At 62.1% G+C, this 25,939-nt stretch carries 19 protein-coding genes and 3 pseudogenes; 9 read left to right on the forward strand and 13 right to left on the reverse strand.

Annotated elements, in window-relative coordinates; genetic code table 11:
• Positions 1–39: 39 nt before the first annotated feature.
• The 6 genes from CP556_RS17050 to ligA all read right to left on the reverse strand — a co-directional run bounded on the left by CP556_RS17050 (position 40) and on the right by ligA (position 5,159).
• Positions 40–582 carry a multiprotein bridging factor aMBF1 gene (locus CP556_RS17050; RefSeq protein WP_098726698.1) on the reverse strand — a complete coding sequence of 181 codons (543 nt, stop codon included), beginning with the start codon at positions 580–582 and terminating at the stop codon, positions 40–42.
• 83 nt (positions 583–665) lie between these two features.
• Complete coding sequence (locus CP556_RS17055; RefSeq protein ID WP_098726699.1) at positions 666–1,283, reverse strand: CDP-alcohol phosphatidyltransferase family protein; 618 nt, start codon at positions 1,281–1,283, stop codon at positions 666–668.
• The gene (locus tag CP556_RS17060; RefSeq protein ID WP_098726700.1) at positions 1,280–1,834 is read right to left on the reverse strand and encodes an adenylate kinase family protein; all 555 of its coding nucleotides are present in this window, start codon (positions 1,832–1,834) and stop codon (positions 1,280–1,282) included. The genes CP556_RS17055 and CP556_RS17060 overlap by 4 nt, the downstream gene beginning before the upstream one ends.
• A complete protein-coding gene (gene hisC, locus CP556_RS17065; protein WP_098726701.1) occupies positions 1,831–2,985 on the reverse strand; it encodes a histidinol-phosphate transaminase in 1,155 nt (384 codons plus the stop codon). Before hisC ends, CP556_RS17060 begins: the two co-directional genes overlap by 4 nt.
• A 137-nt stretch (positions 2,986–3,122) precedes the next feature.
• Positions 3,123–3,296: a hypothetical protein gene (locus CP556_RS26085; protein WP_176548224.1), complete on the reverse strand. Its 174-nt coding sequence runs from the start codon at positions 3,294–3,296 to the stop codon at positions 3,123–3,125.
• Positions 3,297–3,371: 75 nt separating this feature from the next.
• On the reverse strand, positions 3,372–5,159 hold the full coding sequence (ligA, locus tag CP556_RS17070) for an ATP-dependent DNA ligase LigA (protein WP_098726702.1): 1,788 nt from the start codon (positions 5,157–5,159) through the stop codon (positions 3,372–3,374).
• A 103-nt stretch (positions 5,160–5,262) separates the two neighbouring features.
• On the opposite strand from ligA, the gene CP556_RS17075 reads away from it, so the two are divergent.
• A complete protein-coding gene (locus tag CP556_RS17075) occupies positions 5,263–6,816 on the forward strand; it encodes a glutamate-cysteine ligase family protein (RefSeq protein WP_098726703.1) in 1,554 nt (517 codons plus the stop codon).
• 35 nt (positions 6,817–6,851) lie between these two features.
• On the opposite strand, the gene CP556_RS17080 is transcribed toward CP556_RS17075, so the two are convergent.
• Positions 6,852–8,249, reverse strand: coding sequence for an FAD-binding oxidoreductase (locus tag CP556_RS17080; RefSeq protein WP_098726704.1), 1,398 nt, complete (start codon positions 8,247–8,249; stop codon positions 6,852–6,854).
• Positions 8,250–8,506: 257 nt separating this feature from the next.
• Here CP556_RS17080 and CP556_RS17085 point away from each other — a divergent pair, with 257 nt between their 5' ends.
• From CP556_RS17085 to CP556_RS17095, 3 genes are all read left to right on the forward strand, one after another.
• Entirely contained in the window at positions 8,507–9,940 is a 1,434-nt protein-coding gene (locus tag CP556_RS17085; protein WP_098726705.1) for an FAD-binding oxidoreductase, read from the forward strand.
• Positions 9,941–10,002: 62 nt separating this feature from the next.
• Positions 10,003–10,995: a 2-phospho-L-lactate transferase gene (gene cofD / locus CP556_RS17090; protein WP_098726706.1), complete on the forward strand. Its 993-nt coding sequence runs from the start codon at positions 10,003–10,005 to the stop codon at positions 10,993–10,995.
• A 1-nt stretch (position 10,996) separates the two neighbouring features.
• On the forward strand, positions 10,997–11,758 hold the full coding sequence (locus CP556_RS17095; RefSeq protein WP_098726707.1) for a tRNA-dihydrouridine synthase: 762 nt from the start codon (positions 10,997–10,999) through the stop codon (positions 11,756–11,758).
• A gap of 18 nt (positions 11,759–11,776) precedes the next feature.
• Here CP556_RS17095 and CP556_RS26090 read toward each other — a convergent pair whose 3' ends face one another.
• The 3 genes and pseudogenes from CP556_RS26090 to CP556_RS17110 form a co-directional block, all read right to left on the reverse strand.
• Positions 11,777–11,941, reverse strand: coding sequence for a hypothetical protein (locus CP556_RS26090; protein WP_176548225.1), 165 nt, complete (start codon positions 11,939–11,941; stop codon positions 11,777–11,779).
• An 82-nt stretch (positions 11,942–12,023) separates the two neighbouring features.
• On the reverse strand, positions 12,024–15,227 hold the full coding sequence (locus CP556_RS17105) for an FAD-binding and (Fe-S)-binding domain-containing protein (RefSeq protein WP_098726709.1): 3,204 nt from the start codon (positions 15,225–15,227) through the stop codon (positions 12,024–12,026).
• Between the two features lie 324 nt (positions 15,228–15,551).
• A pseudogene (locus CP556_RS17110) lies at positions 15,552–16,546 on the reverse strand (IS630 family transposase).
• 91 nt (positions 16,547–16,637) lie between these two features.
• On the opposite strand from CP556_RS17110, the gene CP556_RS17115 reads away from it, so the two are divergent.
• Positions 16,638–17,198, forward strand: a complete 561-nt coding sequence (locus tag CP556_RS17115) for a TATA-box-binding protein (protein ID WP_098726710.1) — start codon at positions 16,638–16,640, stop codon at positions 17,196–17,198.
• Positions 17,199–17,781: 583 nt separating this feature from the next.
• Here the strand turns inward: CP556_RS17115 and CP556_RS17120 are convergent.
• Positions 17,782–18,108 carry a TRAM domain-containing protein gene (locus CP556_RS17120; RefSeq protein WP_098726711.1) on the reverse strand — a complete coding sequence of 109 codons (327 nt, stop codon included), beginning with the start codon at positions 18,106–18,108 and terminating at the stop codon, positions 17,782–17,784.
• Positions 18,109–18,210: 102 nt separating this feature from the next.
• Here CP556_RS17120 and CP556_RS17125 point away from each other — a divergent pair.
• The 3 genes and pseudogenes from CP556_RS17125 (at position 18,211) to CP556_RS17135 (ending at position 21,488) form a co-directional block, all read left to right on the forward strand.
• Positions 18,211–18,842: pseudogene (locus CP556_RS17125) on the forward strand (IS6 family transposase).
• Positions 18,843–19,053: 211 nt separating this feature from the next.
• The gene (gene rdfA, locus CP556_RS17130; RefSeq protein WP_343124882.1) at positions 19,054–19,638 is read left to right on the forward strand and encodes a rod-determining factor RdfA; all 585 of its coding nucleotides are present in this window, start codon (positions 19,054–19,056) and stop codon (positions 19,636–19,638) included.
• 2 nt (positions 19,639–19,640) lie between these two features.
• Entirely contained in the window at positions 19,641–21,488 is a 1,848-nt protein-coding gene (locus CP556_RS17135) for an archaea-specific SMC-related protein (protein ID WP_098726713.1), read from the forward strand.
• A 372-nt stretch (positions 21,489–21,860) separates the two neighbouring features.
• On the opposite strand, the pseudogene CP556_RS27295 reads toward CP556_RS17135, so the two are convergent.
• Together CP556_RS27295 and CP556_RS17145 are read right to left on the reverse strand one after the other, a co-directional pair.
• Positions 21,861–22,051 (reverse strand): annotated as a pseudogene (locus CP556_RS27295) (IS5/IS1182 family transposase); the annotation flags it as partial.
• Positions 22,052–22,547: 496 nt separating this feature from the next.
• Complete coding sequence (locus CP556_RS17145) at positions 22,548–23,624, reverse strand: phosphotransferase family protein (protein ID WP_098726714.1); 1,077 nt, start codon at positions 23,622–23,624, stop codon at positions 22,548–22,550.
• A 560-nt stretch (positions 23,625–24,184) separates the two neighbouring features.
• Between CP556_RS17145 and CP556_RS17150 the strand changes: the two genes are divergently transcribed.
• Complete coding sequence (locus tag CP556_RS17150; RefSeq protein ID WP_098726715.1) at positions 24,185–25,729, forward strand: class I adenylate-forming enzyme family protein; 1,545 nt, start codon at positions 24,185–24,187, stop codon at positions 25,727–25,729.
• Positions 25,730–25,939: the final 210 nt, after the last annotated feature.

The following is a 25,939-nucleotide window of genomic DNA, read 5'->3' on the forward strand; positions in this document are numbered from 1 at the left end:
AGTCAGCGACGCTAACGAGAGCGGAAGCGAAGACCCGCTTCAGTCCTTGCGCTTGACGACGTCGCCCAGCGTGTAACTCCCCGTCGAGGAGCCGCCGGACCACTCCGAGTCCTCGCCGGAACTCCCCTCGGCGTTCAGATCGATCTCGAGGAAGTTCTCGAGTTTCGTCTGGACGCGATCGCTCGGAAGGGTGTCGCCGCGCTCGATCTTGCGAATCAGGCTGGCCTTCTCGTTGAGTTCGTTCGCGAGATCGGACTGGCTCAGTCCGTTGTTTTCACGAGCGTTACGGACTCGCTCGTCGTAATCGGTCGCCAGTTCGTCCATGTCGTCGAACATGTCCGACCGGCGCTGACTCGAGCCGCCCGAACTCGAGGAACTCGCGCTCGAACCGGTGGACTGGCCACCGCTCGACGAGGACGAACTCGAGTCGGTCGAGTACTTCGTCGACGAACCCGAACTCGAGGTCTGTTTGACTTCAGTGCCGAAGTCCGTGCAGTCCGAACACACGTCTAGCTTCGCGCCCTCGACTTTGATGGTTTTCGGGGACGACGTCTCGGCCCCACACATCTCGCACTGAACCATGTCCGTTCCTATATCGCGGTAAGGGATAAAGGATGCGACGCGGCTCCATTCAGTCAGACGCCCCGTTCAGCGGGGTGAAATGGCTATCGCTCGAGGGCGATCCACGAGTAGTAAAACCGCTGCAGCGCGGTCAGATGGCCGACGACCGCGAGGAAGACCAGCAGCAAGCCGACGAGGGTGAAATCGCCGACGATCGGCCCCGAGAGCGGATAGGCGAGGAAGCCGGCGACGCCGATGATCGCCAGCCGGTCGGCCCGACCCACGAGTCCGCCGTAGACCCGGTCGAGACCGACTGCCTGGGCCTGCGTCCCGAGGTAGGAGGTCATCACGACTCCCGTGACGGCGGCGAAACCGAGCAGGTAGTCCTCGAGCCCCGCGGCCAGCCCGGCGATGACGACGATGTCCGCGTACCGATCGAGGACGTGATCCAGCAGGTCGCCGCCGGCCGAGGCGACCTCCTGTTCGCGTGCCAGCGCACCGTCGACGATGTCGAGCCAGCCGTTCAGAAAGACCAGCGTCGCCGCGACGGCGTACCAGATCGGATCCTCGAGCCCGCCGAGTGCGAACGCCACCGCGGCCAGAATCGCCATCCCGAACGCGACCACGCTCACGCCGTTGGGCGTCATTCCGACGCGGTCGAACCCCTTGACGAACGGGTCGAGGAATCGCGACACGTACGGGCGGAACTTGTCGAGCGTCATGTCAGGTACCCCATGTAGTCGACCTCACCGGCACTCGGCTCGCGTTTACCGCCCGCGACCGCCGCGAGTTCGTCCGCGACGGCGTCGGGGTCGCGGTCGGTCGTGTCGATTTCGTACACCGACTCGAGGCCGTGCTCCTCGACCGCTTCGGACAGAATGACGTCCAACGCCTCGCTCTCTGCGTTCTCGCGAGCTTTCGCCTCGGTTTCGCCCCGCTCGAGCAATCGTTCCTCGAGCGTCTCCGGCCGACACCGCAGTACTGCGACCCGATCAGCATCGAAGTGATGTGCGAGATGGGATTCGATCACGACGTCGTCGCGCCCGTCGAGCCACTCGCTCAGTGCCGCGAGGTCGGCGACCTTGCTCTCGCGGTCGGCGTCGACCTCGGTGTAGAGTGCTTCATCCTCGAGCACCCGGTTGAGGTGGATCACCTCCAGAGCCGGCGTCGACGCGTCGTCGGGCGCGTCATCGGAGTCGGCCAGCCGGGACTCGAGTAACTCGGTCGCGGTCGTCTTCCCGGTCCCGGGGGTGCCGGTGACGGCGACTCTCATGGATCGGCCACCTCCGCGTCCGGGTCATCGGCCTCGTCCGTCGGGTCCGTCTCGAGTCCGAGATCGTCGAGCACCTCGTTGAGGGTTGCGACGGCTCGCTCGGTCTCCTCCTCGGTGCCGCAGGTGATGCGGAGACAGCCCGGGAGACCAAAACTCGAGCAGTCGCGAACGATGACGCCCCGTTCCTGCATTTCCCCGGCGACCACCGAGGCGTCGCCGACGTCGACGAGCGCGAAGTTGCCCTCGCTCTCCCAGACGTGGGTTTCGATCGTGTCCCGCATGTACGCGCGTGACTCGCGGGCCGTCTCGACGGTTCGCTCGACGTGTTCCTCGTCGTCGACGGCGGCGAGACCGGCTCGACAGGCGAGTTCGCTCGCCGCGAAGGGGGTGTTCACGCGGGCGTAGGCGTCGGCCCACTCGTCGGGGACGACGGCGTACCCGAGTCGGACCCCGGCCAGCCCGTAGGCCTTCGAGAACGTCCGCAGGACGGCGACATCGTCGCGGGCGTCGAACCCGTCGCGGCCCTCGAGCAGGGCGACGGCGCTGTCCCGGTCGGCGAACTCGCCGTAGGCCTCGTCGACCACGACAAGCGTCTCGTCGTCGGTTTCGTCGGCGAGGCGCTCGATTTCCTCGAGCGGCATCGTCGAGCCGGTGGGGTTGTGCGGGCTCGTGAGCCAGACGATCCGCTCGCCGCTGTAAGCCTCGAGGACGACATCTGCGTCTTGATCGAAGTCGTCGGCCCTCGAGAGTTCGTACTCGGTGACCTCGCCATGGTGGAATCGGGCGCTCATGCCGTAATACGCGAATCCCGGCGTCGGGACGATGACCTCGTCCCCCGGTTCGAGGGTCGCCCGGTGGAGGTAATCGATGGCCCCGTCGCCGCCGTTGGCCAGCCAGACTTGCTCGTCGGAGACGTCCCAGCGGTCGGCGACGGCGCTCGTGAGGTCAGCGTGAGCGGCCTTCGGGTAGGAACTCACGCTCGAGGCCGTCTCGCGGATGGCCACGGCGGCGGCCGGCGAGGGGCCGTGCGGGTTCTCGTTCGAGGCGAGTTTGACGAATTCGGAGGGATTGCGCCCGAGTTCACGGGCGACCTCCTCGATGCCTCGACCCGCCTCGTATGCGACGTGATCGGACAGGTCGCGCGGTTGCATACGCGAATCCTGTTTCCCGTGGCTCTTAAGGGTGCTTACATGTGGTCAGTCGCGACCAACTGACTGTCCGCAAACTACCGTGCCCGCTCCCGTCCGAGGACGATTCCCTCACCCGGCCGCGTCGATTCGCGGCCGCCTTATCCCGCCCGTTTCAGTATCTGCGGGACGACGGTAATCTCGAGAACGGCGAGCCCGAGCACGAGCCATCGCGCCGTTCCGTCGAGGAAGGCGAAGGCGACGACCGTCAGTATCGCGGCACTGCTGAGGCCCATCCCGTAGCGGATCGCTGGACTGTCGAACGCGGAGGACATACGCGGTAATAATTATCCACCCAATATATTATTTTATATTTATCTCCCACAACACGTAGGGCCCGCCAGTCGTGATCACTGTTCCTGCAACCGCTCGAGGCGCTCGAGCGAATCCGCATCCCCCGGATCCTTGTCGGACCGCACGCCGACGAACCGCGGGAATCGGAGCGCATACCCCGACGAGTAGGTCGGTGAGGACTGGATCTCCTCGTAGCCGACCTCGAAGACGACCGCCGGCTCGAGGTCCACCTCCTGACCCGCTTCGGCTGCGATATGGGGCTCGAGCAGTTCCGTCAGCTCCGCCAATTTCTCGTCGGTGATCCCGGTCGCGACCTTGCCGACGGTCTCGAGGGCATCGCCCGCCCGTACGGAGAGTTCGAAGGTCCCGAGGAAGGTCGCGCGCCGACCCTCACCCCACTCCGCGCCGGTCACCACGCAGTCGAGCGTCTCCACGTCCGGTTTGCGCTTGCGCCAGTGCTTGCCGCGCCGGCCCGGCGAGTACGTTGAGTCGGGGTCTTTGAGCATGATCCCCTCGTGGCCCGCCTCGAGGGCGTCGGCGTCGATCGACTCGATCTCGTCGGGATCGTCGGTACGCCAGAGCAGGGAGAGGCCCTCGATGTCTGCGTCGTCTACGCGGTCGGCGTTGGAATCGGAACCGGCGTCCACCAGCACTGATCGAAGCCTGTCGTGGCGCGTCGTCAGCTGCTCTGCGAGCAGGTCCTCCCCCGCCGCGTGCAGACAGTCGAAGAAGACCGGACGGACCGTCACGTCCTCGCGGGCCTTCGCCACGTCGTGTTTCCGTCGGAACCGCTTGAGCACCTCCTGGAAGGGCAGCGGAGAGCCGTCGTCGTCGATCGCGACGACCTCGCCGTCGAGGATCGCAGGCACCTCGAGGTGTGACTCGGCGAATTCGACCACCTCCGGAAGCGCGTCCGTCACCTCCTCCATGTTCCGCGAGAAGACACGAGTCTCCGCATCGGCGCGAGGGTCGTAATGCAACTGGACCCGCGCTCCGTCGTATTTCCACTCGACTCCGGCAACCTCCCACTCCTCGAGCGCGTCGGTCACCGTCCCCGCTTGGGCGAGCATCGCCTGAACCGGCCGTCCGACCGCGAGATCCAGCGCGTCGAGGCCGTCGATTCCCTCGTCGCGGGCGATCCGGGCGACCTGCCCGTAATCGTTCGAGACCTGCAGCGCGCGCTCGACTCGATCCTCGGGAACGCCGAAGGCCGCCGAGATCGCGTCTCGCACCGCCCCTTCGCCGACGCCAATTCGCATCTCCGAGAGCACGATCCGGGCGAGGTAACGCGCCTCCTCGCTCGAGCAGCGATTAAAGAGCCCGAAGAGCAGATCGACCTTGCGGTCCTGACTGCCCGAGCCTTCGGCAGCGGCGAGTTCCTCGAGGGTGTCGTAGACCTCGCGAACGGTGAGGCCACCGCCGGTCTCGCTCCCGCCGCCACCGCTATCAGCACCGCCACCGCTGCCGCCGGTGAACGCACCCAACCCCTGCTGACCGCCGAACTCGTAACCCGCCGCCACGTCGCCGATCTCGCCGATCTCCGCGAGCCGATCCTCGACGTCGTCGCTGCTCACGTTCGTTCCCGCTGCGCGAGCGATCGCCTCGTAACACGCGCTCGGTCCGATATCGAGCGTCGTCGAGTCCCAGGCCGGGAATACCCGTCCCTGTGCGAAGCGCGCGACGATCTCGAGGGTCTGTGGGTCCACCGCAGCGCCCGCGGAACGTCGTTTCTCGCTTTCGTCTCCCGCCTTGGCGAGCAGCTCCCGAACGTGGGCCACGATCTCGAGGTCGGCGGGTTCGGCGTCGATCGTCCCGGCGCGGTCGGCGAACGTGGCGAACTCCATCGGCCGTGTGTACCGCTGGGGGGAGTAAAACGGTTCTGAGACCGAGCCGGAACCGCGACTCGAGAAACGTGCTTTCAAGGCGTTTGCGCGCAGAGCCCGAGGTATGCCAGAGGAGGAACTCGCCGCGCGGGTCGCTGACGTCCTGCGGGTCGATCCCGACGACTTCCGGGAGCGGGCCGAGGCGGACGCCGAGGTGATCAAAGACGCCGTCGAGGAGGGGGTGTTCGACAACCCGCAGGCGATCGTCGGCCTCGAGTACGAGTTCTACGCCGTCAAGGCCGACGACTGTACGCTGCGGCGAGTCCCGCGCCGACTGCTCGAACTGATCGGCTTCGAGAAGGAGCTCGGACTCCACAACGCCGAGATGACGACGAGTCCGCAGCCGCTGAACGCCCACGGACTGCGGGCTCAGGAGTCGGAGGTGAAGTCCAGGTTACGGACGGCGCTGGACGTGACCCAGTCCGAACGGATGCGGCTGGTGAGCGACGCGCTCTGGACGATCCCGCCGGAGGGCGAGGCGACGAGCACCTATCTCACGGACAGCGTCGAACGGACGGCGACCGCGCCGGACGGGACGGAACGGACCGTCCGCATCGCGACGAACATGAGCGATTCGGCCCGCTATCACGCGATGGCGAACACGGCCCAGGCCGACTCCGCGGGGATGTGTATCGACGCGCCGCACGTCTCGCTGCAGGACGATACCGTCATGCCCGAGAGCCTCATCACGTCGATCCAGCCCCATTACCAGGTTTCACACGCTCCCGACCTCCCCGAGTACTTCAACTACGCCCTCCGAGTCGCGGGCCCGCTGCTCGCACTCGGCGTCAACTCCCCATTTTTCCCCGCCGATCTGTACGATGAGGACGCGACCGCCGACGAGATCCTTCGAGACGGTTGGATGGAACACCGCATCAGCGTCTTCGAGACCGTCCTCAATGACCCGACCACGGGGGAAGGAAAGGTCCGCTTCCCGCGCGACCTCGCGGACGTCGACGAAGCGATCGACCGGATCGCCACCGACGATACGATCGTCCCCATGCCGGTCGAGTCGGGTGAACGCTTCGACGACCAGTTCCCCCATTTCAGCCGCAAGCATGGCACCTACTGGCGGTGGGTCCGGCCGGTTTTCGGCGGGCCGACGCGCTCGGCCGCCAACGCCCGCATCGAGTTCCGGCCGATCCCCGCCCAGCCCACGGTCCGCGATTCGGTCTCCTTCCTCGCCGCCTTCGCCGGCCTGATGGAGAGCCTGACCCGCCTCGAGCACCCCGTCGTCGAACTCGACTGGCAGCTCGCCCGGGAGAACTTCTACGCCGCGATGGTCGACGGCCTCTCGGCCGACCTGACCTGGGTCACCAACGACGGCAAGGAGACCACCGACTGCCTCGCGCTCTACGAGGACCTGTTGGCCCACGCCGAGGACGGACTGACCAACCGCGGGCTGAGCGAGGAGGAGGCCGCGAAGTACCTCTACCCGCTCCGACGGCGCGTCCGCCAGCGGGTGACGCCGGCCAGCTGGAAGCGCGAGCAGGTGCAAGCGGCGCTCGAGGACGGTGACGACCTCGCCGAAGCCATCGAGGGAATGCAACAGCGGTACGTCGCTCGGCAGTCGGAGACGCTGCTCGAGGGGAGTTTCGCGGACTGGATCGGCGACTAACGCGTCGGTAGCGATGTGGCGCGTAAAAGGTGAAATTACCGAGCCGGCTCGACGTTCTGATTCATCCGGAACAGGTTATCCGGATCGTACGCGGCCTTGATCTCAGCCAGCCGATCGTAGTTCTCGCCGTACCCGAGATCTTCCTCGCCCTCGTCCTCGCTGATGAAGTTTACGTAGACGCCGCCGGTCGCGTACGGGGCCATCGCGTCGAAGAACTCTCGAGCCCAGGTGATGCATTCGTCGTCCATCGCGGGATCCTCCCAGCGCGTGTGGACGTTCATTCCGTATTCCGCGTCGCGGTGTGGGAACGCCGTCGCGTCCGACGGCACTCGTCCCATCGCGCCGCCGATCTGTCCGAAGAAGATCTCGGACAGCGGTGACGGGAGCCGTCGTGCGTAGTCGACGACGGTATCGATAGCGCCGTCCGGGATCGCCCTGAAGTTGTGTGACTTCCAGTAGTTCCGAGCGCCTTCGGTCAGCAGCGGATCGAACGCCTGCTGGAACTCGGCGTACCGGTGTGGGCCGACGACGTCGGCGATCGGTTCGCCGTACTCCCGAACGGGGGCCAGCACCGCTTCTCCCTCGGCGATATCGCCGGCGTAGAACGGCACCACGACGATGACGTCTTCGCCGTGCACGTCCTCGGGGAGAAACGGCAGCGGTGGTGCCTTCCGGAGGACGATCCAGACGGTCGCCTCGTCCGGCGCGTCCTCGTTGAAGTCCCGCACGTGCCGGAGGACGTCCGGCGCATCCGCGCCGCGATAGACGACCATTCCGGCGAGTACTTCCGGACCGACCTCGTGGAGGTCGAACTCGAACGACGTGACGACGCCGAAATTGCCGCCGCCGCCGCGGACTCCCCAGAAGAGATCCGGATTCTCGTCATCGCTCGCGTGACGCAGTTCGCCGTCCGCGGTGACGATGTCGACCGAGCGCAGGTTATCCACGGTCATGCCGAACTTGCGGGTAAGCCAGCCGAATCCACCGCCGAGCGTGAGCCCTGCGACGCCGGTCGTCGAGTTAATCCCGAGCGGCGTCGCCAGCCCGAACGCCTGCGCCTCGTGGTCGAAGTCCGCGAGGGTCGCCCCCGGCTCGACGCGAGCGGTCTTTCCCTCCGGATCAACGTGAACCGACCGCATCGCCGAGAGATCGAGCATCAGCCCGTCGTCGCAGACCGCGTTCCCCGCGATGTTGTGCCCGCCGCCGCGAACCGCGAGCGGCAGGTCGTGCTCCCGGGCGAAGGTCACCGCCGCGATCACGTCCGACACGCCCATCGCTCGAACGATGAGTGCCGGCCGCTTGTCGATCATTCCGTTCCAGATAGCTCGAGTCTCGTCGTAGTTCGGATCCTCGGGACGGAGCAACTCGCCGTGAAGCCCTTCGCCGAATCCGTCTATTGCACCGTCGTCTACGGGTGTGGTTGTCACTGCCATTGTCCCTCAGTATTCGTACGCCTCGCTCGGAGATATAGTTATACATAATTAATAGTTAAGATATGATGCCGATCGAGACACACTCGAGAGTCGGCACTTCGACTGCCGGAACGGGAGCGATTGGTTCCCCTAGAAATCGCTTCCCCGACGGCCGCTCCGGACACTATTCGATCGGTGAGCTTCCAACATATCTGCCGAACTGATCGTCGTGCTGGACTGACTACTGGTTTATCTCCGGCGGACGCGTACAGCGCTATATGGGAACACTACATAAACACCGCGGCGAGGTGGCGCTCGAGCAGCTTCCGGACGACGCCGTTCGATCCCTCGTCACGCGATTCCACGGTGACGTACTGCGCCCGTCCGACGAGGAGTACGACGACGCTCGCCGCGTCTGGAACGGGATGATCGAGAGGCATCCGGCGCTCGTCGCGCGCTGTGCCGACATCCCCGACGTCGTTGCGGCCGTGACCTTCGCTCGGGAGCAGGACCTGCCGCTCGCGGTTCGCGGCGGCGGGCACAACGTTGCCGGGACGGCCGTCTGCGACGGCGGTGTCGTCGTCGATCTCTCGGGAATGAACGGCGTCCGGGTCGACCGTGAGAAGGGAACCGTCCGCGCCGAAGGCGGGGCGACGCTGGGCGACGTCGATCGGGAGACGCAGCGCTTCGGCCTCGCGACCGCCCTCGGCGCGGTGTCCCAGACCGGGATCGCCGGACTGACGCTCAACGGCGGTTACGGTCACCTGAGCCGCGAGTACGGGCTGGCGCTGGACAACCTGGTCAGCGTCGACGTCGTGACGGCCGACGGTCGGGTCCGCACCGCCAGCGAGACGCGAAACGAAGACCTGTTCTGGGGGATCCGCGGCGGCGGCGGGAACCTCGGCGTCGTCACGTCGTTCGAATACGACCTTCACGAGGTCGGTCCCGAGGTGTACGCCTGCTTCGTCTGGTTCCGCGGCGACGACGCCGTTGCGGTGCTGACCGCGTTCCGGGAGTGGACGGAGACCGCGTCGCGAGACGCCGGCGTCCTCGCGTTCACCGCTCACGTCCCCGATCTCGAGGAGTTCCCTGAGGAGTCGTGGGGCGAGCCGACGGTCGCGTTGCTCGGTTCCTATCGCGGCGACCCGGCGGACGCCGACGAAATATTCGGGCCGCTCCGCGAGAGCGCGACGCCCGTCGCCGACCTGAGCGGCCCGATGAGCTACGTCGACCTGCAGTCGATGCTCGACGAGGACTACCCGGACGGATTGCGCTACTACTGGAAGTCGATCTTCCTCGAGGAACTCACCGACGAGGTGTTCGACCTCGTGGTCCGGTATACCGACTCGGCCCCGTCGGCGCTCTCGACGATCGACTGCTGGCACCTCGGCGGCGCTGTCGCCGACGTTCCGCGGGACGCGACCGCGTTCTGGCACCGCGACAAGCCCTACATGCTCACCGTCGAGGCGAACTGGGAGGACAGCGAGGGCGACGACGCGAACGTGAGCTGGGCACGCGAGTTGTTTGCGGACGTTCGGTCGCTATCGGTTTCGTCGGGCCGCTACGGAAACTTCCCGGGGATGAACGAAGACCCCGCGAAACTGCTCTACGGCGAGAACTACGACAGACTGGTCGACGTCAAGACGAAATACGACCCGGACAACCTGTTCCGATCGAACGCGAACGTCCCGCCGCGGACGACCGGTGCCTGAGGGCACTGGCCGTTCCGAACCGGCCGAAAGCGATTAAGTAGCCTCGCTCGAGAGTTGTGCGTATGGTAACCTTCCTCTCCGGGGGCACCGGAACGCCGAAGCTGTTGGACGGCGCCGCTGCCGCGTTCTCGCCGGAGGAGACCACGGTCGTCGCCAACACGGGCGACGACATCGAGCTCGGCGGGCTCTTCGTCTCGCCGGACGTCGATACGCTGCTGTTTCAGGGTGGTGGGATCCTCGACCGCGAGACGTGGTGGGGAATCGAGGGCGACACGCATCGGACGAACTCGGCGCTGCTGGATATCGCGACGGCCGCGGGGCTTCCCGACGGCCCGCAGTACCTTCCCGAGGAGAAACAGACCGACGGCCGACGGCTCGCGAACTGGCGGCGCTTTTCGGGAGTCGCCGAGTTCATGACCATCGGTGACCGCGACCGGGCAGTCCACATCACGCGGACGAGTCTCCTCGACGAGGGGAAGACGTTGAGCGAGGCGACCGAGCGACTCGCGAGCGCGTTCGGACTCACGATCGATCTCTTCCCGATGAGCGACGATCCGGTCGCCAGCCTGGTTCACACGGACGAGGGACTCATGCACTTCCAGGAGTACTGGGTCGCCCACCGCGGCGAGCCGACCGTGGACACCGTCGAGTTCCGGGGCTCCTCGAACGCCGAGCCCGCGCCGGGCGTGCTCGAGGCGCTGTCCGACACCGTCGTCATCGGCCCGTCGAACCCGGTCACCAGCATCGGACCGATGCTCGCGCTACCGGGCGTGGCGGACGCACTCGCGCAGGCCACGGTGATCGCCGTTTCGCCGTTCCTCGGCGACGACGCCTTCTCGGGACCCGCGGGAGACCTCATGTCGGCCGTCAACGCAGAGCCCAGCACCGAGGGACTCGCGACCGCCTACCCGTTCGCGGACGCATTCGTAATCGACGCCGAGGACGACGCTGACTTCGACCGGCCGACGATCCAGACCGATATCAAAATCGACTCCCGCGAGGACGCCGCGCGCGTGATCCGCGCGGTCGACGACGCGATCGATCGCGTGAGCTGAGATGACCGGACACGCCCCGTTCGCGACGCCACTCGCGCTCGCGAGCCTCAGCGGTGAAGCCGACGCCGACTGGGCGCGGGCCGGTGCGGCGTATGCGGGTGGCGCGTTCCTCGGCGGGATCGCCCTCGATGCGGACTCGAGAGCGGCTGCACGCGACCTCGTCGAACGGGATCGGAACGAGTTCCTGCCTGACGATCCGCTCGCGTTCATCGACCGCGAACTCGAGGCGCTCGCCGACGTGCCGATCCAGCCGGCGTTCAACGTCCGGAGTGCGACCGCCGAACCGATCGCAGAGGCCGCTCGCGTCTGCCGGGATCGAGACGCCTTCCTCGAGATTAACGCTCACTGCCGACAGGAGGAACTCTGCGCCGTCGGCTGCGGCGAGACGCTCCTGCGAGACGGCGACCGGCTCGCGGAATACGTCGACCGAGCGGCCGAGACCGGCGCGACCGTCGGCGTGAAGGTCCGCGCCGAGGTTCCCGGCGTCGACCTGCCGGCACTGGCTCGAGAACTCGAGCGCGCGGGGGCCGACTTCGTTCACGTCGACGCGATGGATACCGAGTCCGTGATTGCTGACATGGTCGACGCGACGGATCTGTTCGTGATCGCCAACAACGGCGTCCGGGACGACGAGACCGTCCGCGAATACGTCGAGTACGGGGCCGACGCGGTCAGCGTCGGCCGGCCCAGCGATAATCCGAGAGTACTCGAACGGGTTCGGTCGGCCGTGGACCGGCAGTTCGGGCTCGAGACGGTCCGATAGTCGAGTTCGTCGGAACTGCTACGCGTCGGTCAGCTCCGGCCGGAGTTCGAGAACGAGTCTGACTGCGCCGACGGCCAGCGCGAAGAGCACGATTCCGACGCCGGTTCCGCCCGAGTTGAGTTCGAAAATACCGCCCATCAGCATCAGCAGTATCGCGAACCGCTGGAGCGCAGCGCCGATCATGACGGTACGAAACGGAGAGTCGATCAAATACATTGTGATTCTAACGTGTCCGATCGAACGGTCCAGTCGAAGGGCGTTCCAGTCAAAGGGCGCGGGCGAGCAACTCGACGGGATGTGCCGGCCGATCGTATCCCTCGAAGTCGCCGATCTGCGTCCGACAGGAGGTTCCGGGTGCCACGACAGCCGTCCCGTCACGTTCGCCCGTCTCTGTCCCATCGCGCGTAGAGCCGCGGTTCCGGCTCTCCTCGAGTTGGTCCCGTAACAACGAGCCGATCGCCTTCGAGAGGTCGTAGTGTTCGGCTTCGTAGCCGAAACTCCCGGCCATGCCACAGCAGCCCGAGTCGACGGGGTCGACGGCGTAGCCCGCGCGCCGAAGGACGCCGACCGCGTGGTGGTCCGCGCCGCGAGCTTTCTGGTGGCAGTGGCCGTGGAACGTCACCTGCGCCGCTGCGGTCTCACCCTGGTCGAACGACAGTTCCTCGTCCAGCCGGTTCCGGTCGAGGTACTCGCAGACGCCGAAGGCGTTCGCCGCGAGCGTCTCGACCCGTTCGTCCCCGAGCAGCGAGCGGTACTCGTCGACCACCATCGCGGCGTCGGAGGGCTCGATGAACAGGACCGACCACCCGCGCTCGAGGTACGGCTCGAGGTCCTCGAGTAACGCCTCACCCTGTTCGGCGGCGACCTCGAGCATCCCCGTGGAGTATGCCGCGCGTCCGGTCGGTCCGAGATCTGGAATCGCGACGCGGATGTTCGCGGCCTCGAGCACCTCGACGGCGGCCTTCCCGACTGCCGGATTGGCGTAGTTGGTGTCCGTGTCGGGGAAGAGGACGACGCCCGCAGTGGCCGATTCGGGATCGACGCGAGAGCCTCGCTTCGCTCGCGGCGCTGCCGTCGTCTCGCGGTGGTTCGGAAGCCGCTTTGCGGCTTCCGTCATCACGAGACGGCTTTGCCGTCTCGAACGACTCTGCCGCTCGACTGTTCGCGGAACGTCGTTCCGCGCTACTCGCGTTTCCGAGGGTCCGTCGGAACCTCGCGACTCGAACCAGTCGACCAGCGACTCCCGCCGGAACGTCGGGAGGGTCCGGTCGGCCGCAATCCCGGCCGTTTTCTCGAGGGCCGCCCGCGCGCCCGGGAGTTTCGCGGCGCGGTTCGCCAGCGGCGCGAACGCGCTCCCCAGCGCCGCCAGCCGGTCGATGTCCGCGAACAGCCGCTCCCGGTGGCTCGTCCCCTCGCGGTCGTGGTACTGGTGTTTGACTTCGGCCTTGAGCTTCGCGAGGTCGACCCCCGTGGGACAGTCGCTCTGACAGCCCTTACAGCCGATACAAAGGTCGAGCACCTCCTCCTGGAACCGCTCGCCGTACAGTTCCTCGGGATCGATCTCGCCGCTGATGGCCGCCCGGAGCAGGTTGGCTCGCCCGCGCGTGGTCGCGATTTCCTCCTCGGTCGCCCGATACGTGGGGCACATCACGTCACCGTCGGTCTGCCGGCAGGTGCCACAGCCGTTACAGAGCTCGACGACGTGCGAAAAGCCGCCCTCGTCGTCGAAATCCAGCGTCGTCCGTGGCTCGAGCGAGGCGTAGTCCGGACCGTATCGCAGATGTCCGCGGATATCCGTCGGCTCCTCCTCGCGGTAGACGACCTTGCCGGGGTTCATCCGCCAGTCCGGATCGAAGGTCGATTTGAGGTCCTGAAACGCGTCCCAGAGCTCGGGGCCGTACAGCTTGGGGTTGAACTCCGTTCGCGCGAGGCCGTCGCCGTGCTCTCCGGAAAAGGAACCGTTGTGTTCGGAGACGAGGTCGGTGACGTCGTCGGCGATCGCACGCATCTTCTCGACATCGCCGCCCTCCTTGAGGTTCAGGACCGGCCGGATGTGGAGCGTACCGACCCCTGCGTGTGCGAAGTACGCGGCCGTGGTGTCGTGTTTCTCGAGGATCTCCTGAAAGCCCGCGACGTACTCGGCGAGTTCCTCGGGCGGAACGGAGGCGTCCTCGACGAAGGGGTACGGCTTCGGGTCGCCCTCCATGCTCATCAACAGCGGGATCGCGGCCTTCCGGAGCTTCCAGAGCCGGTCTTGCGCTACGGGACCAACTGCCTCGATCGAGTCGAACGCCGCTCCGTCGTCCACGATTCGGGTCGTCGCCCCAGCGATCGCGTCCGGGAGGTCGTCGACGACCTCGGAATCGAACTCGAGCATCAGCGCCGCCTCGGTCCCCTCGGGGATCGGTTCGGCGTACTCGGCGTACTCCGCCGACTCGGCGGCCAGCCGGAACACCTCCCGATCCATCAGCTCGACCGCGCTGGCCTCGAGCGCGAGGGCCTCGGGAACGGCGGTCAGCGCCTCGATCAACTCGTCGTAACAGCAGACGACCAGCGCGGTCTCGTCGGGTCGGGTCACGAGCGAGAGAGTGGCTTCGACGACGACGCCGAGGGTTCCTTCGGCACCGACGAGTAGTTTCGAGAGATTCACAATTCGATTTCCGTCGGCATCCGTCCGGATCACCTTCTGCAGATTGTAGCCGCTGACGCTGCGCTTGAGTTTCGGATACCGCTCCTCGATTTCCGCGGCATTGTCCTCGACCAGTCGCCGGACCGTTCGATAGATCGCGGCCTCGCGGTCGTCTTTCGAGACGATTCGCTCCCATTCCGGTCCGTCGAGGACGACGTCTCGAGTCCGGATCCTCGATCCGTCGGCGAGGACGACTTCACATTCTTCGACGTAGGCGTCCGTGATACCGTAGCGCACCGAGTGTGCACCCGTCGAGTTGTTTCCGATCCCGCCGCCGATCGTGGCCCGGTTTGAGGAGGCCGGATCCGGTGGGAATTTGAGGCCGTGGGGCTCGAGTGCGGCGTCGAGATCGTCCTGGACGACGCCGGGCTGGACGACGGCGGTCCGCTCGTCGGGGTCGATACTTCGGATATCGTCCATGTGTCGCGACAGATCAAGGACGACACAGTTCGGGCCGACGGCCTGCCCGGCGAGCGATGAGCCCGCCCCTCGCGGCAGGACCGGCGCGTCGTAGTCGGCCGCAACGCGCACGGCTGCGCGAACATCGGCAGTGTCCTGGGGGATGACGACGCCCGCGGGCTGTGCGCCGTAGATGCTGCCGTCCGTCGCGTAGAGGACGCGGGCGTACTCGTCGAATCGCACGTCACCGTCGCAGGCGGCCCGAAGGTCGGCCGCCAGTGCCTCATTGCTGGGTTCTCGTTCCGTCTCGAGCGCTGATCCCCGTCGCGTTCGGTCTCGATCCTCAACCGTCGTACCGATGCTGCTATCCTCGGCGACCATGTGGGAGGTGTGATCGTCTCGCACGCAGTTAAACGATGGTACTCACTTACAGTTCTGACGCAGATGGTCGGCCTCAATAGAGTTCGCTCTGTAACCGAATGGGCCGCTCAACGAAGCAAGCGTGATTCGAGTCGGTCGAATCGCTACGCAGTAGCCACTGAAACGGGTATACACTACTCGCACCGCCATCGTGTGATCAGGTGGCCAGTGGCCTTCGGTGGCTACCATAGAATCAGTGATACGATCGGTTCTGACAGCGGTAGTAGGAAATCGAACCACTCACGTTTTCTCTTCTGCTGGTCGGATCTATAGTAGGGATTAGAATTAATCACTCACCTTTGGTATAGAGAGTCGATCAAGAGCGGTATCAATCGCTGTTGTGAGTTCAGAAAGTGAATCAAAGAACTGGTTGCTTAGCGCTGATTAAAGTTGTCCCCAGCACTCTTCGACCGGATTGACCTCTGGCGAATACGCCGGCACTCTCACGAAGGAGAGGTCGTCACGGGCCGCCAGGTCCGTGACGGCCGACGCCCGAAAATACGGTGCTCCGTCCAGCACAATACTCAGATTATCTAAAAATTCGTTGCATACTACGAGAATGAAATGTTTCGCGTATTCGGCAGTCACGTACTCTTCGAATCGAGAGAAAAAGCGATCACCGTCTTCGGGAATCGCGCCCAACAGACACGTCCAATCGCGTTGGCCAGATAATTCAACAGCTGGCCACGTGCCGCGCGGAAACCACCCGGTACGCGGCTCGACCTGCACTGATTTCTTGGTTTGATCGATACGGACTACTGTGGCGTCCATCTCCCGCCGCTTTTTTGAGTTCCTCGCGGAACGTTTGCTGTTCGTCAGCATCAGACTCGACGGCTGTACGGCGTGGTTTTTGATAACTCAATCCCGCTTTGTTGAACAACTGCCGACAGCTCGGGATTGAGTACTCGACATCGGACGTCTCCTCCAGATACTGCTGGACAAGCGCCGGCGTCCACGCCGGCGCGTCGATCCCAACTTCCGCAGGAGATTTGTGGACGGTTTCTTCGAACATCTTTTGATGATATTCTGAAGGATTTTGTTTTATCCCAGATAAGTGATCATCAGTCATGGCCTGTTCAAGCGACTCGTCGGTCTCAAGTCGCTTGAGCCAGCTATAGATTGTCCGTCGCTGAACGCCGTACCACTCGGCTAGTTCAGTTTGTGTAAGACCATTTTTGTACGCTATTGCCGCTAAGAGCCGTTGTGTCGACATCTTTTCCCTCAACGTTGTCGGGGGTAACTTTCAACCTTTCGACATAAATCTCGTCAAGGTTATCTATTATATCCGGCTACAGTTACTGAGTAGAAAGTTCTAACGGATATTGGAGTACGCGGGTTTATAAGCTTTAAATACATATTTTTGAACGTCATATGGCTGACCCGAAGGAATCCATCAACATCGAAAACGTGGTGGCGTCGACCGGCATCGGGCAGGAGCTCGATCTCCAGAGTGTCGCAATGGACCTCGAGGGGGCCGACTACGACCCGGAACAGTTCCCCGGTCTCGTCTACCGCACCCAGAATCCCAAGTCCGCCGCACTGATCTTCCGTTCGGGAAAGATCGTCTGTACCGGCGCGAAAAGCACTGACGCCGTCCACGAGAGTCTCAATATCGTCTTCGACGAACTCCGCGAACTCCAGATCCAGGTCGAAGCGGACCCCGAGATCATCGTCCAAAACATCGTCAGCAGCGCTGATCTCGGCCGGAACCTCAACCTGAACGCGATCGCCATCGGGCTGGGCCTCGAGAACATCGAGTACGAACCGGAGCAATTCCCCGGACTCGTCTATCGCCTCGATGAGCCAAAAGTCGTCGCCCTCCTCTTTGGCTCCGGGAAACTGGTTATCACCGGCGGGAAGAAGGTGGAAGACGCCAGTCAGGCCGTCGATGTGATCGTTACCCGCCTCGAGGAGCTCGGCCTGCTCGAGTAACGCGGCTTCGTCCGTCGCTGAACGGATTTGCTTGTACCGGTGCCCGCTTCAGAGGCTCGAGTAACTACTGGAACGATTCACGCCGACCGCCGTCCGCGATTCTCGTCACCGTGATCGCTTTCGGCTCGCTTCGCTCACCGTTCGCGTTCCCGCGGTTCTCGCTCACTGCGTTCGCTCACGGCTCACTTCGGCTCGCCGTTCGCATTCCCGCGGTTCTCGCTCACTGCGTTCGCTCACGGCTCACTTCGGCTCGCCGTTCGCATTCCCGCGGTTCTCGCTCACTGCGTTCGCTCACGGCTCACTTCGGCTCGCCGTTCGCATTCCCGCGGTTCTCGCTCACTGCGTTCGCTCCGAACCGCGCACGCTCCAAACCGCGCACGCTCCAAACCGCGCACGCTCCAAACCGCGCACGCTCCGAACCGCGCTACTATCGTGCGAGCGAGTATCCATTGGCTTTCAGCTGCTATCGGGCCAGAACCCGTTGTGATACGTATAGACAACGGCGTTATCGCGAGCACCTGCAAACGTACTGCAAACGTAGTGAGCACTTCACGAGTCATCGACCAGCAGAATACCGGATGCGCTACGATCCTGTTTCGATGAGTTCCGCTTCTCCGTACGTCTCGTCGACAGTGGTAACTCGAACCGTGGCCTCGATCGCTGCAATGTCTTCCTCGAGAAAGAGGACGAATCCGCTCTCGGTTTTGCAGACGAGCGTTCCGTCGGGTTTCTCATCGACGATATCGACGGTGACCTCTTCTCCGGGCTCGGGTTTCCCGCCGAGGGGCTCCCCGCACCGCCAGCAGTCAGTTTCGTATTCTGCGGACCCTTCTGGGGCATTGTTTGCCCCACATCGAGGCGTATCACACTTGATGAACGAGTCGTGTTTCCCTGGATGGTAGCGTCCCACGTCGCAACCGATGCCGGTAGTCCGTAAAAATATGCCGCTGATCACCCGGGATGCTGTTCAGAGTAGAGTGTGAAGGAGTGAGGCGGTGGAATTCGTTGTGCTATGCCAGAATTTGACCGCCTCGACGATCTAGTATCGGGATCGAGTTGGATTTTGTGGAGCGCGAGCAGACACCGCGCAAGCTCATGGAACGCAGTATCCAGCTCCAGTTGTGTGAATCGTCACTTATAGATACTATCTCTGTCTTAGAGTATTTCGGTGTCGAACGGGCGCGCTTGACAGTTCACAAGTGGGTCCAAAAGGCTGACGTACAGCCGACAGACGGTGCCCAGCCGGATCACATCGCGCTCGACGTGACCGTTTAATTTCGACGATCAGCGCTACTGGCTGTACGCTGCTGTCGATCCCGAAACGAACAAATTTCCCCACACCAGGCTGTTTCCGACGCGGAGCGAGGGTGTTACCTCGATCTTTCTCTCTGAACTCACCGAGAAACACGATGTCGATGACGCCGTGTTTCTCATCGATTCCGGACACTGACTGGAAGCTGCACGCAACCGACACGGCCTCCGATTTCGTCACGAGACACACGGAAATCGGAACGCCGCCGAACGTCTCTTTCAAGAAGCAAAACTGCAAACCTATCAGTTCAAAATTGCTTTAGAAACGCCGAACCGAATACCACCGAAACGTGGCTCCAGCGCGACGCGTACGTATGCAATCAACGAAATTGAACACGGCCGGTTCTCGAACCTGCGCTTCGGTACGACAGCCGAACGGAACTCGATCGGGATATCCGTTCCCGACAGATCCGTTCTCACTATCATCTCCAGCCCCCACTGGCGACCTGAATTCCATTCGGTTTCGTTCATCCGAATTCGCATAATTAACCCAGTAGAGTGACAAACCGACGTTCTTATTTGTTTTGGGGGAGTATTAACTCCAATGAGCGAGTATGGATGTAAAGTTTGTCGAGTATTAGATGAATACGATATGGAGCGATACGAGGAACAATTACTCGAACAATGGCAAGCGGATTCGTCCCAGCGAAAGGGATATCGGAAACTTTCCAAGTGGTTTAATACACTTATGCTGCGCCGCGAAATGGACCGTGCGGGGCTCTCGACTCTCGGAGACGAAGCCGAGTCGAAATACGAGCGATTGCAATCCGACGAGGCGATTGCAGCGGAGGTCGCGACAGAGTTAGCGAACACGGGCGTTCCGATCGAACAGTTACGGGACGATTTCGTCTCGTACGGCGTGATCCGGACACATCTGAAGGAGTGTCTGGAGTCCGATGTAGATCTCTCGAGCGGGGAGTGGGAACGGGACGCGATCGATATTTCACGGAATCACGCCGAAACGAAGATAACGGAGGCCGTTCGATCGTTACGGAATAAAGAACAGTTGACTGCCGGCGGTGACGTCACCGTTTCCGTTACCGTAGAACTGGAATGCGAGAACTGTCACGCTCGCGTCCCCGCTGACCGTTCGATTCGACGCGGATACGTCTGCCGCTGTAACAACTAACTATGGCTGAAAAAACACTTCACCTCGAACTAGAGAATATCGGTGGTATCAAACGAAAAGAGATAACCCTCACAGGAGGACCGACGTTCATCCAGGGGCCGAACGCCGCGAACAAGAGTTCGCTACTCAGGGGACTCCTCTTCGCGCTCGGATCCAGTACGGTTCCGATCCGAAGCGGAGCGGACGAGGCTCGCGCAGTGCTGTCATCAGACGAGACGCAAATCGAGAGGGTTGCCCGCCGAACCGATAACGGTGTCGAAACGAGCGGCGAAGCGTGGATCGAAGACCCAGATGACGTCACTCTCCTCGAGCGATTCGCGGCGTTACTGGAGACGAATTCGCTTCGAAGTGCCGTGGCGCGCAACGAAGACGTCGAGCCGCTACTGAAAGGGCCGATGAATATCGAGTCACTTGAGGAGGAGCGGGCGACGAAAATGCGCCGGAAACGAGAGCTCACTACGGAAATCGAGTCTGTCGGTGATGTCGACGACAAGCTCGAGGACCGACAGCGCGAACTCGAAACCAAACGGGAACGACTCGATGAACTCGAGTCGAAACTCGAGGAATTGTACGACGAGCAAGACGATACCGACAGCGACGACGGTCTTCAGGAGCTACGCGAGAAGCGGGCCGATCTGCGCTCCGATGAGGCCGAGAGCGAGGCCCAGATCGAACAACTCGAAACCGCAATCGACCGACTCGAGGACCGGAAACACGAGATCAGCGCGGAACTCGAGGAGGCGCGCGAAGCCGTTGAAGAGACCGATATTGAATCGCTCAAACAGAAGCGAAAATCGCTTCGGTCTGAACTCGACGATGTAACGAAGCGTCTCGACGTTCTGCAGTCGGTCTTGACCGCGAATCGGGAAATGCTCAACTCCGAGTTCACGGGCGCTCTCGGTCGCGATAGCGGGTTGATGGGAGAGGAAGTGACCTGCTGGACCTGTGGTCAATCAGCCTCGATCGACGAGTTAGATGAGACGGTTGAAGAACTGACGACGCTGGTCAAAGCGGACAAACGGCGCAAACGGGAACACGAACCAAAGATTGATGAAATATCGGAACAGATAGAGCAGGTTCGACGATCGGAGACAAAGATTCAGGAACTCGAGGCAGAAAAGCAGGACATCGAGCAGAAGCTGGCGAGCCGTCGCGACTCTCTCGACGAACGCCAAGAGCAGTGTCAGAACGTTCGTGAACGTCTTACTGAACTGGACGAAGAAATCGCTGACCGAAACGCCGACCAGCGCTCCGAGCAGTCGGAACTCACTGGCGAAATCGAGGAAACGCGCGTCGAGATCCGGACGATCCGCCGAGACATCGAGCGGCTGGAGGAGGCGTGTGAATCCCTCCGCGAAACGCGTGCCGACGTGGAGCGCAAACGTGACGAGGTGGCACAATTGTCCGAGGAGATCACGACGTTAACGGATCAGATCGAAAATCTCGAGAGCGAACTTCGGGCTGTGTTCAACGAGACAATGGATGAACTGTTGGATGCTCTCGAGTTCGAACGGATCGAACGTGTCTGGCTCGACGGCGAGTTCGAGCTGGTAATCGCTCGGGAAGTCGACGGTCGAACCCAGTCGGATTCGATCGAACACCTTGCCGAAAGTGAGCGCGAGATGATCGGACTCGTCCTCGCGCTCGCCGGATTCGTCACGTACGACGTTGACGACGTGACGCCGGTACTCGCCCTCGACTCACTGGGTGCGTTCGACGCTGAACGCACTCGCCGACTTGTCGATTACTTCGCCAACAAAACCGACTTCCTGGTTGCAACGGTTCATCCGGAGTCCACTGTCGACACCGCATTCGACACGATACTGTTTGAACCGGCCGTTCAGAACTGATCCTGTGCTGTAATCCGATTCACTGATCAGTCGAGTGAAACAGGAGTGGTGGCTCGAACGATAGATTCGCGAATCTTGTATTTTCAGCGAGTGATTAATAAACTAAAAACAGTTTCTGATGTTTACGGCTTGCTCCGTCTCGATAAAGTGGTCGATCTCGTTCACCTGATCGATCGCCTGTAATCGGCGGAGTAAGTCGTCGATCTCCGCGTTGGATTTCGCAGTGGAGATTCCGTACAAATCGACGGTTTTGATCCCCTCGGCAACGAACTAGAAGTCCATATTCGACATGACGTCGAAGCTGTTTTGCTTCGAATTCGTATCGCTAGCAGTCGTGACCGTAACGAGGACGATTTCCCAACTGTTGCGCTCCGACCGCGATAAGAAAAACTCGTCATGGGCCCTATTGAATTCACGGAACTGGCGATACCATGCAAGCGCTCGAACGGTAGACTGTCCGAGCCCTTGATCACCGAGTTCACGGTTTCACAGACCGAGCGCTGGTTGTAGAGTTTATCCTCGATTCGCACAGTGTGCGTGTGATCGTAAGGTATGAAGACGCGAAATGCAAGACAGCATGCTTCCAGACCGGTAACTCCGTTGCCGGTAGGATGGCTGATCTGAATCAGCATTGCATCAGTAACTTTTCGTGCGATCGAGACAGCCTGTTTAACGAAGCGGAAGAGAAAGCGTTGTGCAAAAGACTCTCTTCCGCTTCTATTCAATCCGTATAGCGACGTACCCCGACGTTGTCGGTGAGTTCAATAGAACCGCATCAAACAACACCGTGGTTTGGGAATTCGCATCCGTAACAGGTGTGGCGAGTCGATGATAACGAACTGAGTGTGTTATTGAATGGGAAACGGTCGCTTACGAAATGACCAGATACTGGGTATAAAACAGTTCGAGGTAGTGCTCGATAGTCTCGATGTGTCAACTCTCGTCTTCCTATAGCAGCTGGCGATGTCGAACGACCGCACGAATACGGGTACGATTGGGGACGGCGACCGATCTACCGCCGTCAACTGACGTGTGCGATGTCGTCGACGCGTATACGGCTTATATCCGGTCGTCTTCAATGAGATCCAGCATGTCTTCTATCAGCCCTGGAACGATGTACTGGAACCAGGCATCCCGAACGTCGTCGCTATCGTCAGCGTGGAATCGCCGAGCGCCGCCCACTCCGCCGTTCATCATCCGGAACGCGCTAAATACGCGCCAGTATCGAAGCCGCTCGCGGTCGACAGTTCGACCGGTTCGCGCCTCGTATTCGTCGTAGTACCATTCGCGCTCGAGCAGCGAGCCGGCGAGTTCCGGTCTCTCGGTCGGCTCGACGAGCTTGCCGGCGAAGTACTGTAGGGACGAATACGCGAGGTCGAACATCGGATCGCCAATCTGTGAGAGTTCCCAGTCCAGCACGGCCGAAATGGAGTCGTCGTGGAACAACATGTTCCCGACTCGGAAATCACCGTGAACTAGCGTCGTTTCCGGAACGTGGGGCTTGTTTTCGTGGAGCCAGTTGAGGATCTCGTTTACTGCCGGTTCGTCGACGAGTTTCAGTTCCTCGTAGTTGAACTCTTGTTGTTCGAGGTTCGCAGCGATCACCTCGTCGGGGCTTCGCGACTCGAGACAGGGGACATCATCGCTATCGAGTTCGTGGATGTTCGCGATGATGTCGACGAACTGGTTGGGTAACGGTTTGCCGTCGCGATCCCACGACTCGTATAGCGACTGTCGGTCTCGGGGGTTCCACGTGACCGGTGCGGACCCCGGACAGTGTCCGACGAGGAAGAACGATCCACCGAGGACCGATGTGTCGGATTCGAACCAGTACGGTTCGGGAACGGGAACGTCGACGTCGGCCTCGTGGACGCTTTCGATCGTTTCGAACTCCGTACTGATATCGTTCCGGTAGTCGAGCGGTCGGTCGTCCCCTTGATCGGGATCGACGCGGGCGACGAGTCGGTCCGAACGATCCGTGCCCGATTCGGCCCAACTGGCGGTAAACGACATGGTTTGCCGCGACCAGCCTTCGGTGTGCCGTTCGAGGTCCGTTACCGAAACATCTCCATTACTCAACCGTCCGGAGAGATACGACTCTAACTGGCCTGAAATATCGTCAATATCGAGTGTCATTGGAACGTTGTGTACTCAGTCGGATCGTTCGCCGAGAAATTTCTCCCTGTGCGCGGCGGATGGCTCGCGCGTTCGTTACTATCGGGTGCCGCCGTCTCCCCGACGCAGGCGTTCGCATTCGCCGAGATCACCGTACCTCACCCACCGATAGTTCGACTGCCATTCGGTAGCATCATTGATACGGAACGGCAAAGGTGTTTCGTTCGCCCCCGAAACGGCAGTTCGACGGCGATTCCGTCGCTCTACTGGTCTTCCGAGGACCGATTCGTTTCTCGAAGCAGTGTGGAAGTTCCACACGGTCGGTGGCAGTACTGCAATCCGCGTGACCCCTGTCCCCGTCCGAGGGGTCCCGCGCTTCCGTCCAGTGTCTATAGTAGCCACTGAAACGAATTCACATACTGATCGCAACGCCACCGTACGATCAGGTGTGCAGTGACTTTCAGTGGCTACTATTTCACTCCGATTTCGTACTTGCGGACGAAACCCGGACCCGGCCGGTGACATCGGGGCGTTTCAATCGATAGTTTCACAATAGGCCGTGTCAAACGTCGACACTACGCATGGAACGAGAAGACTTCTACGGGAGCGGCACCGAAAACGTCGGAGCACTTCACGACATCACGGTCGAGGAATACGGGGATACGCCGGCAATTACGATGGGCGACCGCACCATGACACACGCGGAATTGCGCGATCGTTCGGCGGCGTTTGCGGGCGGGCTCGCGGAGCGGGGGATCGAGCCGGACGACAGAGTACTGGTATACGTCCCTAACTGTCCGGAGTTCGTCATCACGCTGTTCGGCGCACTGAAGGCGGGGGCGCCGTTTTCGCCTGCGAACCCGCAGTACCAGTCACGCGAGTTGGCTCACCAGCTCACGGACTCCGGCGCGGAGGCGATCGTCACCCACGAGTCCCTTCGAGACACCGTCGCAGACACGCTCGAGGAGACCGGGCTCGATCCCCTCGTGATTACGGTCGGTGGTGGACGCGAGGACGACGTTCCGTTTGAAGCGGTCGACGGCGAACCACTCTGTGTCGAACGGGACACCGACGATGTCGCTACCCAGTTATACACGAGCGGGACGACTGGCAAACCGAAGGGCGTTCTCTCGACGCACGGCAACCTACGCGCGCAGGCGTTTGCCGGCCTCGATACGGGCGTCGACGACCCCGATGACCAGCGGACTCTGGTATTCCTACCGCTGTATCACACGACGGGAGTCTATCACTGCACCTGGCAACCGCTGTTGAAAGGCGGCCACATGTTCCTTCGAAACCCCGACAATTGGGATCCCGCCGACGCGATGGCCGCGATGGAAGCGCACGAAATAACGTCGTTCAACGGGGTCACCGCGATGTACGTCGATATGGTGAATCACGAGTCGTTCGGTGAGTACGACCTCTCGAGCCTGGAATCGGTCGGCGAAGGCGGGGCCAAGATGTCCGTGACCGTCCAGGAGGAGTTCGAATCGGTTGCCGGGGTCAATATGTACGAGGGGTATGGTCTCACCGAGACCAGCGGTGCGACGCATGCCGGCCACGAATCCACGTTCGGGCCGCGACTGGGGTCCATCGGGCAACCCTTCCGAATGACCGACTGCAAAATCGTCGACGACGAGGGCAACGAGGTCAAGACCGGCGAAGAGGGCGAGTTGCTGATTCGGGGCCCACACGTGATGAAAGCGTATCACAACCTGCCCGAAAAGACCGAGCAGGCCTTCGACGAACTGGGATATTTCCGGACCGGTGATCTGGCTCGACGGGACGAGGATAACTACTACGAAATCGTCGATCGGGCCAAGGACGTTGTCGTTACGTCGGGGTACAATATCTACCCGAGCGAGGTGGAAGACCTGCTACGTGAACACGAGGCAGTGACGGACGTTGCCGTGGTCGGCGTGCCGGACGAGCGACGAAACGAAGTACCCAAAGCGTTCGTCGTAACAGCAGCGGACATCGTTCCCGGGACCGACGTGACCGAAGACAAGATCAAAGAGTTCGCCCTCGATAACCTCGCGGCGTACAAGCACCCCAGGGAAGTCGAGTTTATCGACGAACTGCCACGGACTGCAAGCGGAAAGGTCCGGAAAATAGAGCTCGAATAGCGACGATTCGTTCGGTCGGATTTCGGCACGAAGCGGTCACTGTAACGGCCGTCGACCGGCCCTCGAGGTTGTACGCGGTTTCCCCCTTCCGCTTTTGAAACACTTCGACAGGAGGTGCGTACGGCGTAACAGTGATGGTGCTACTGTCGCGTTCATGTGTGGCTTTCATTCCACGGGTATACGATACCGACTCGTGTACAACCTCCCAAA

The organism is Natrinema sp. CBA1119, from assembly GCF_002572525.1.
In the GTDB taxonomy this organism is placed as follows: domain Archaea; phylum Halobacteriota; class Halobacteria; order Halobacteriales; family Natrialbaceae; genus Natrinema.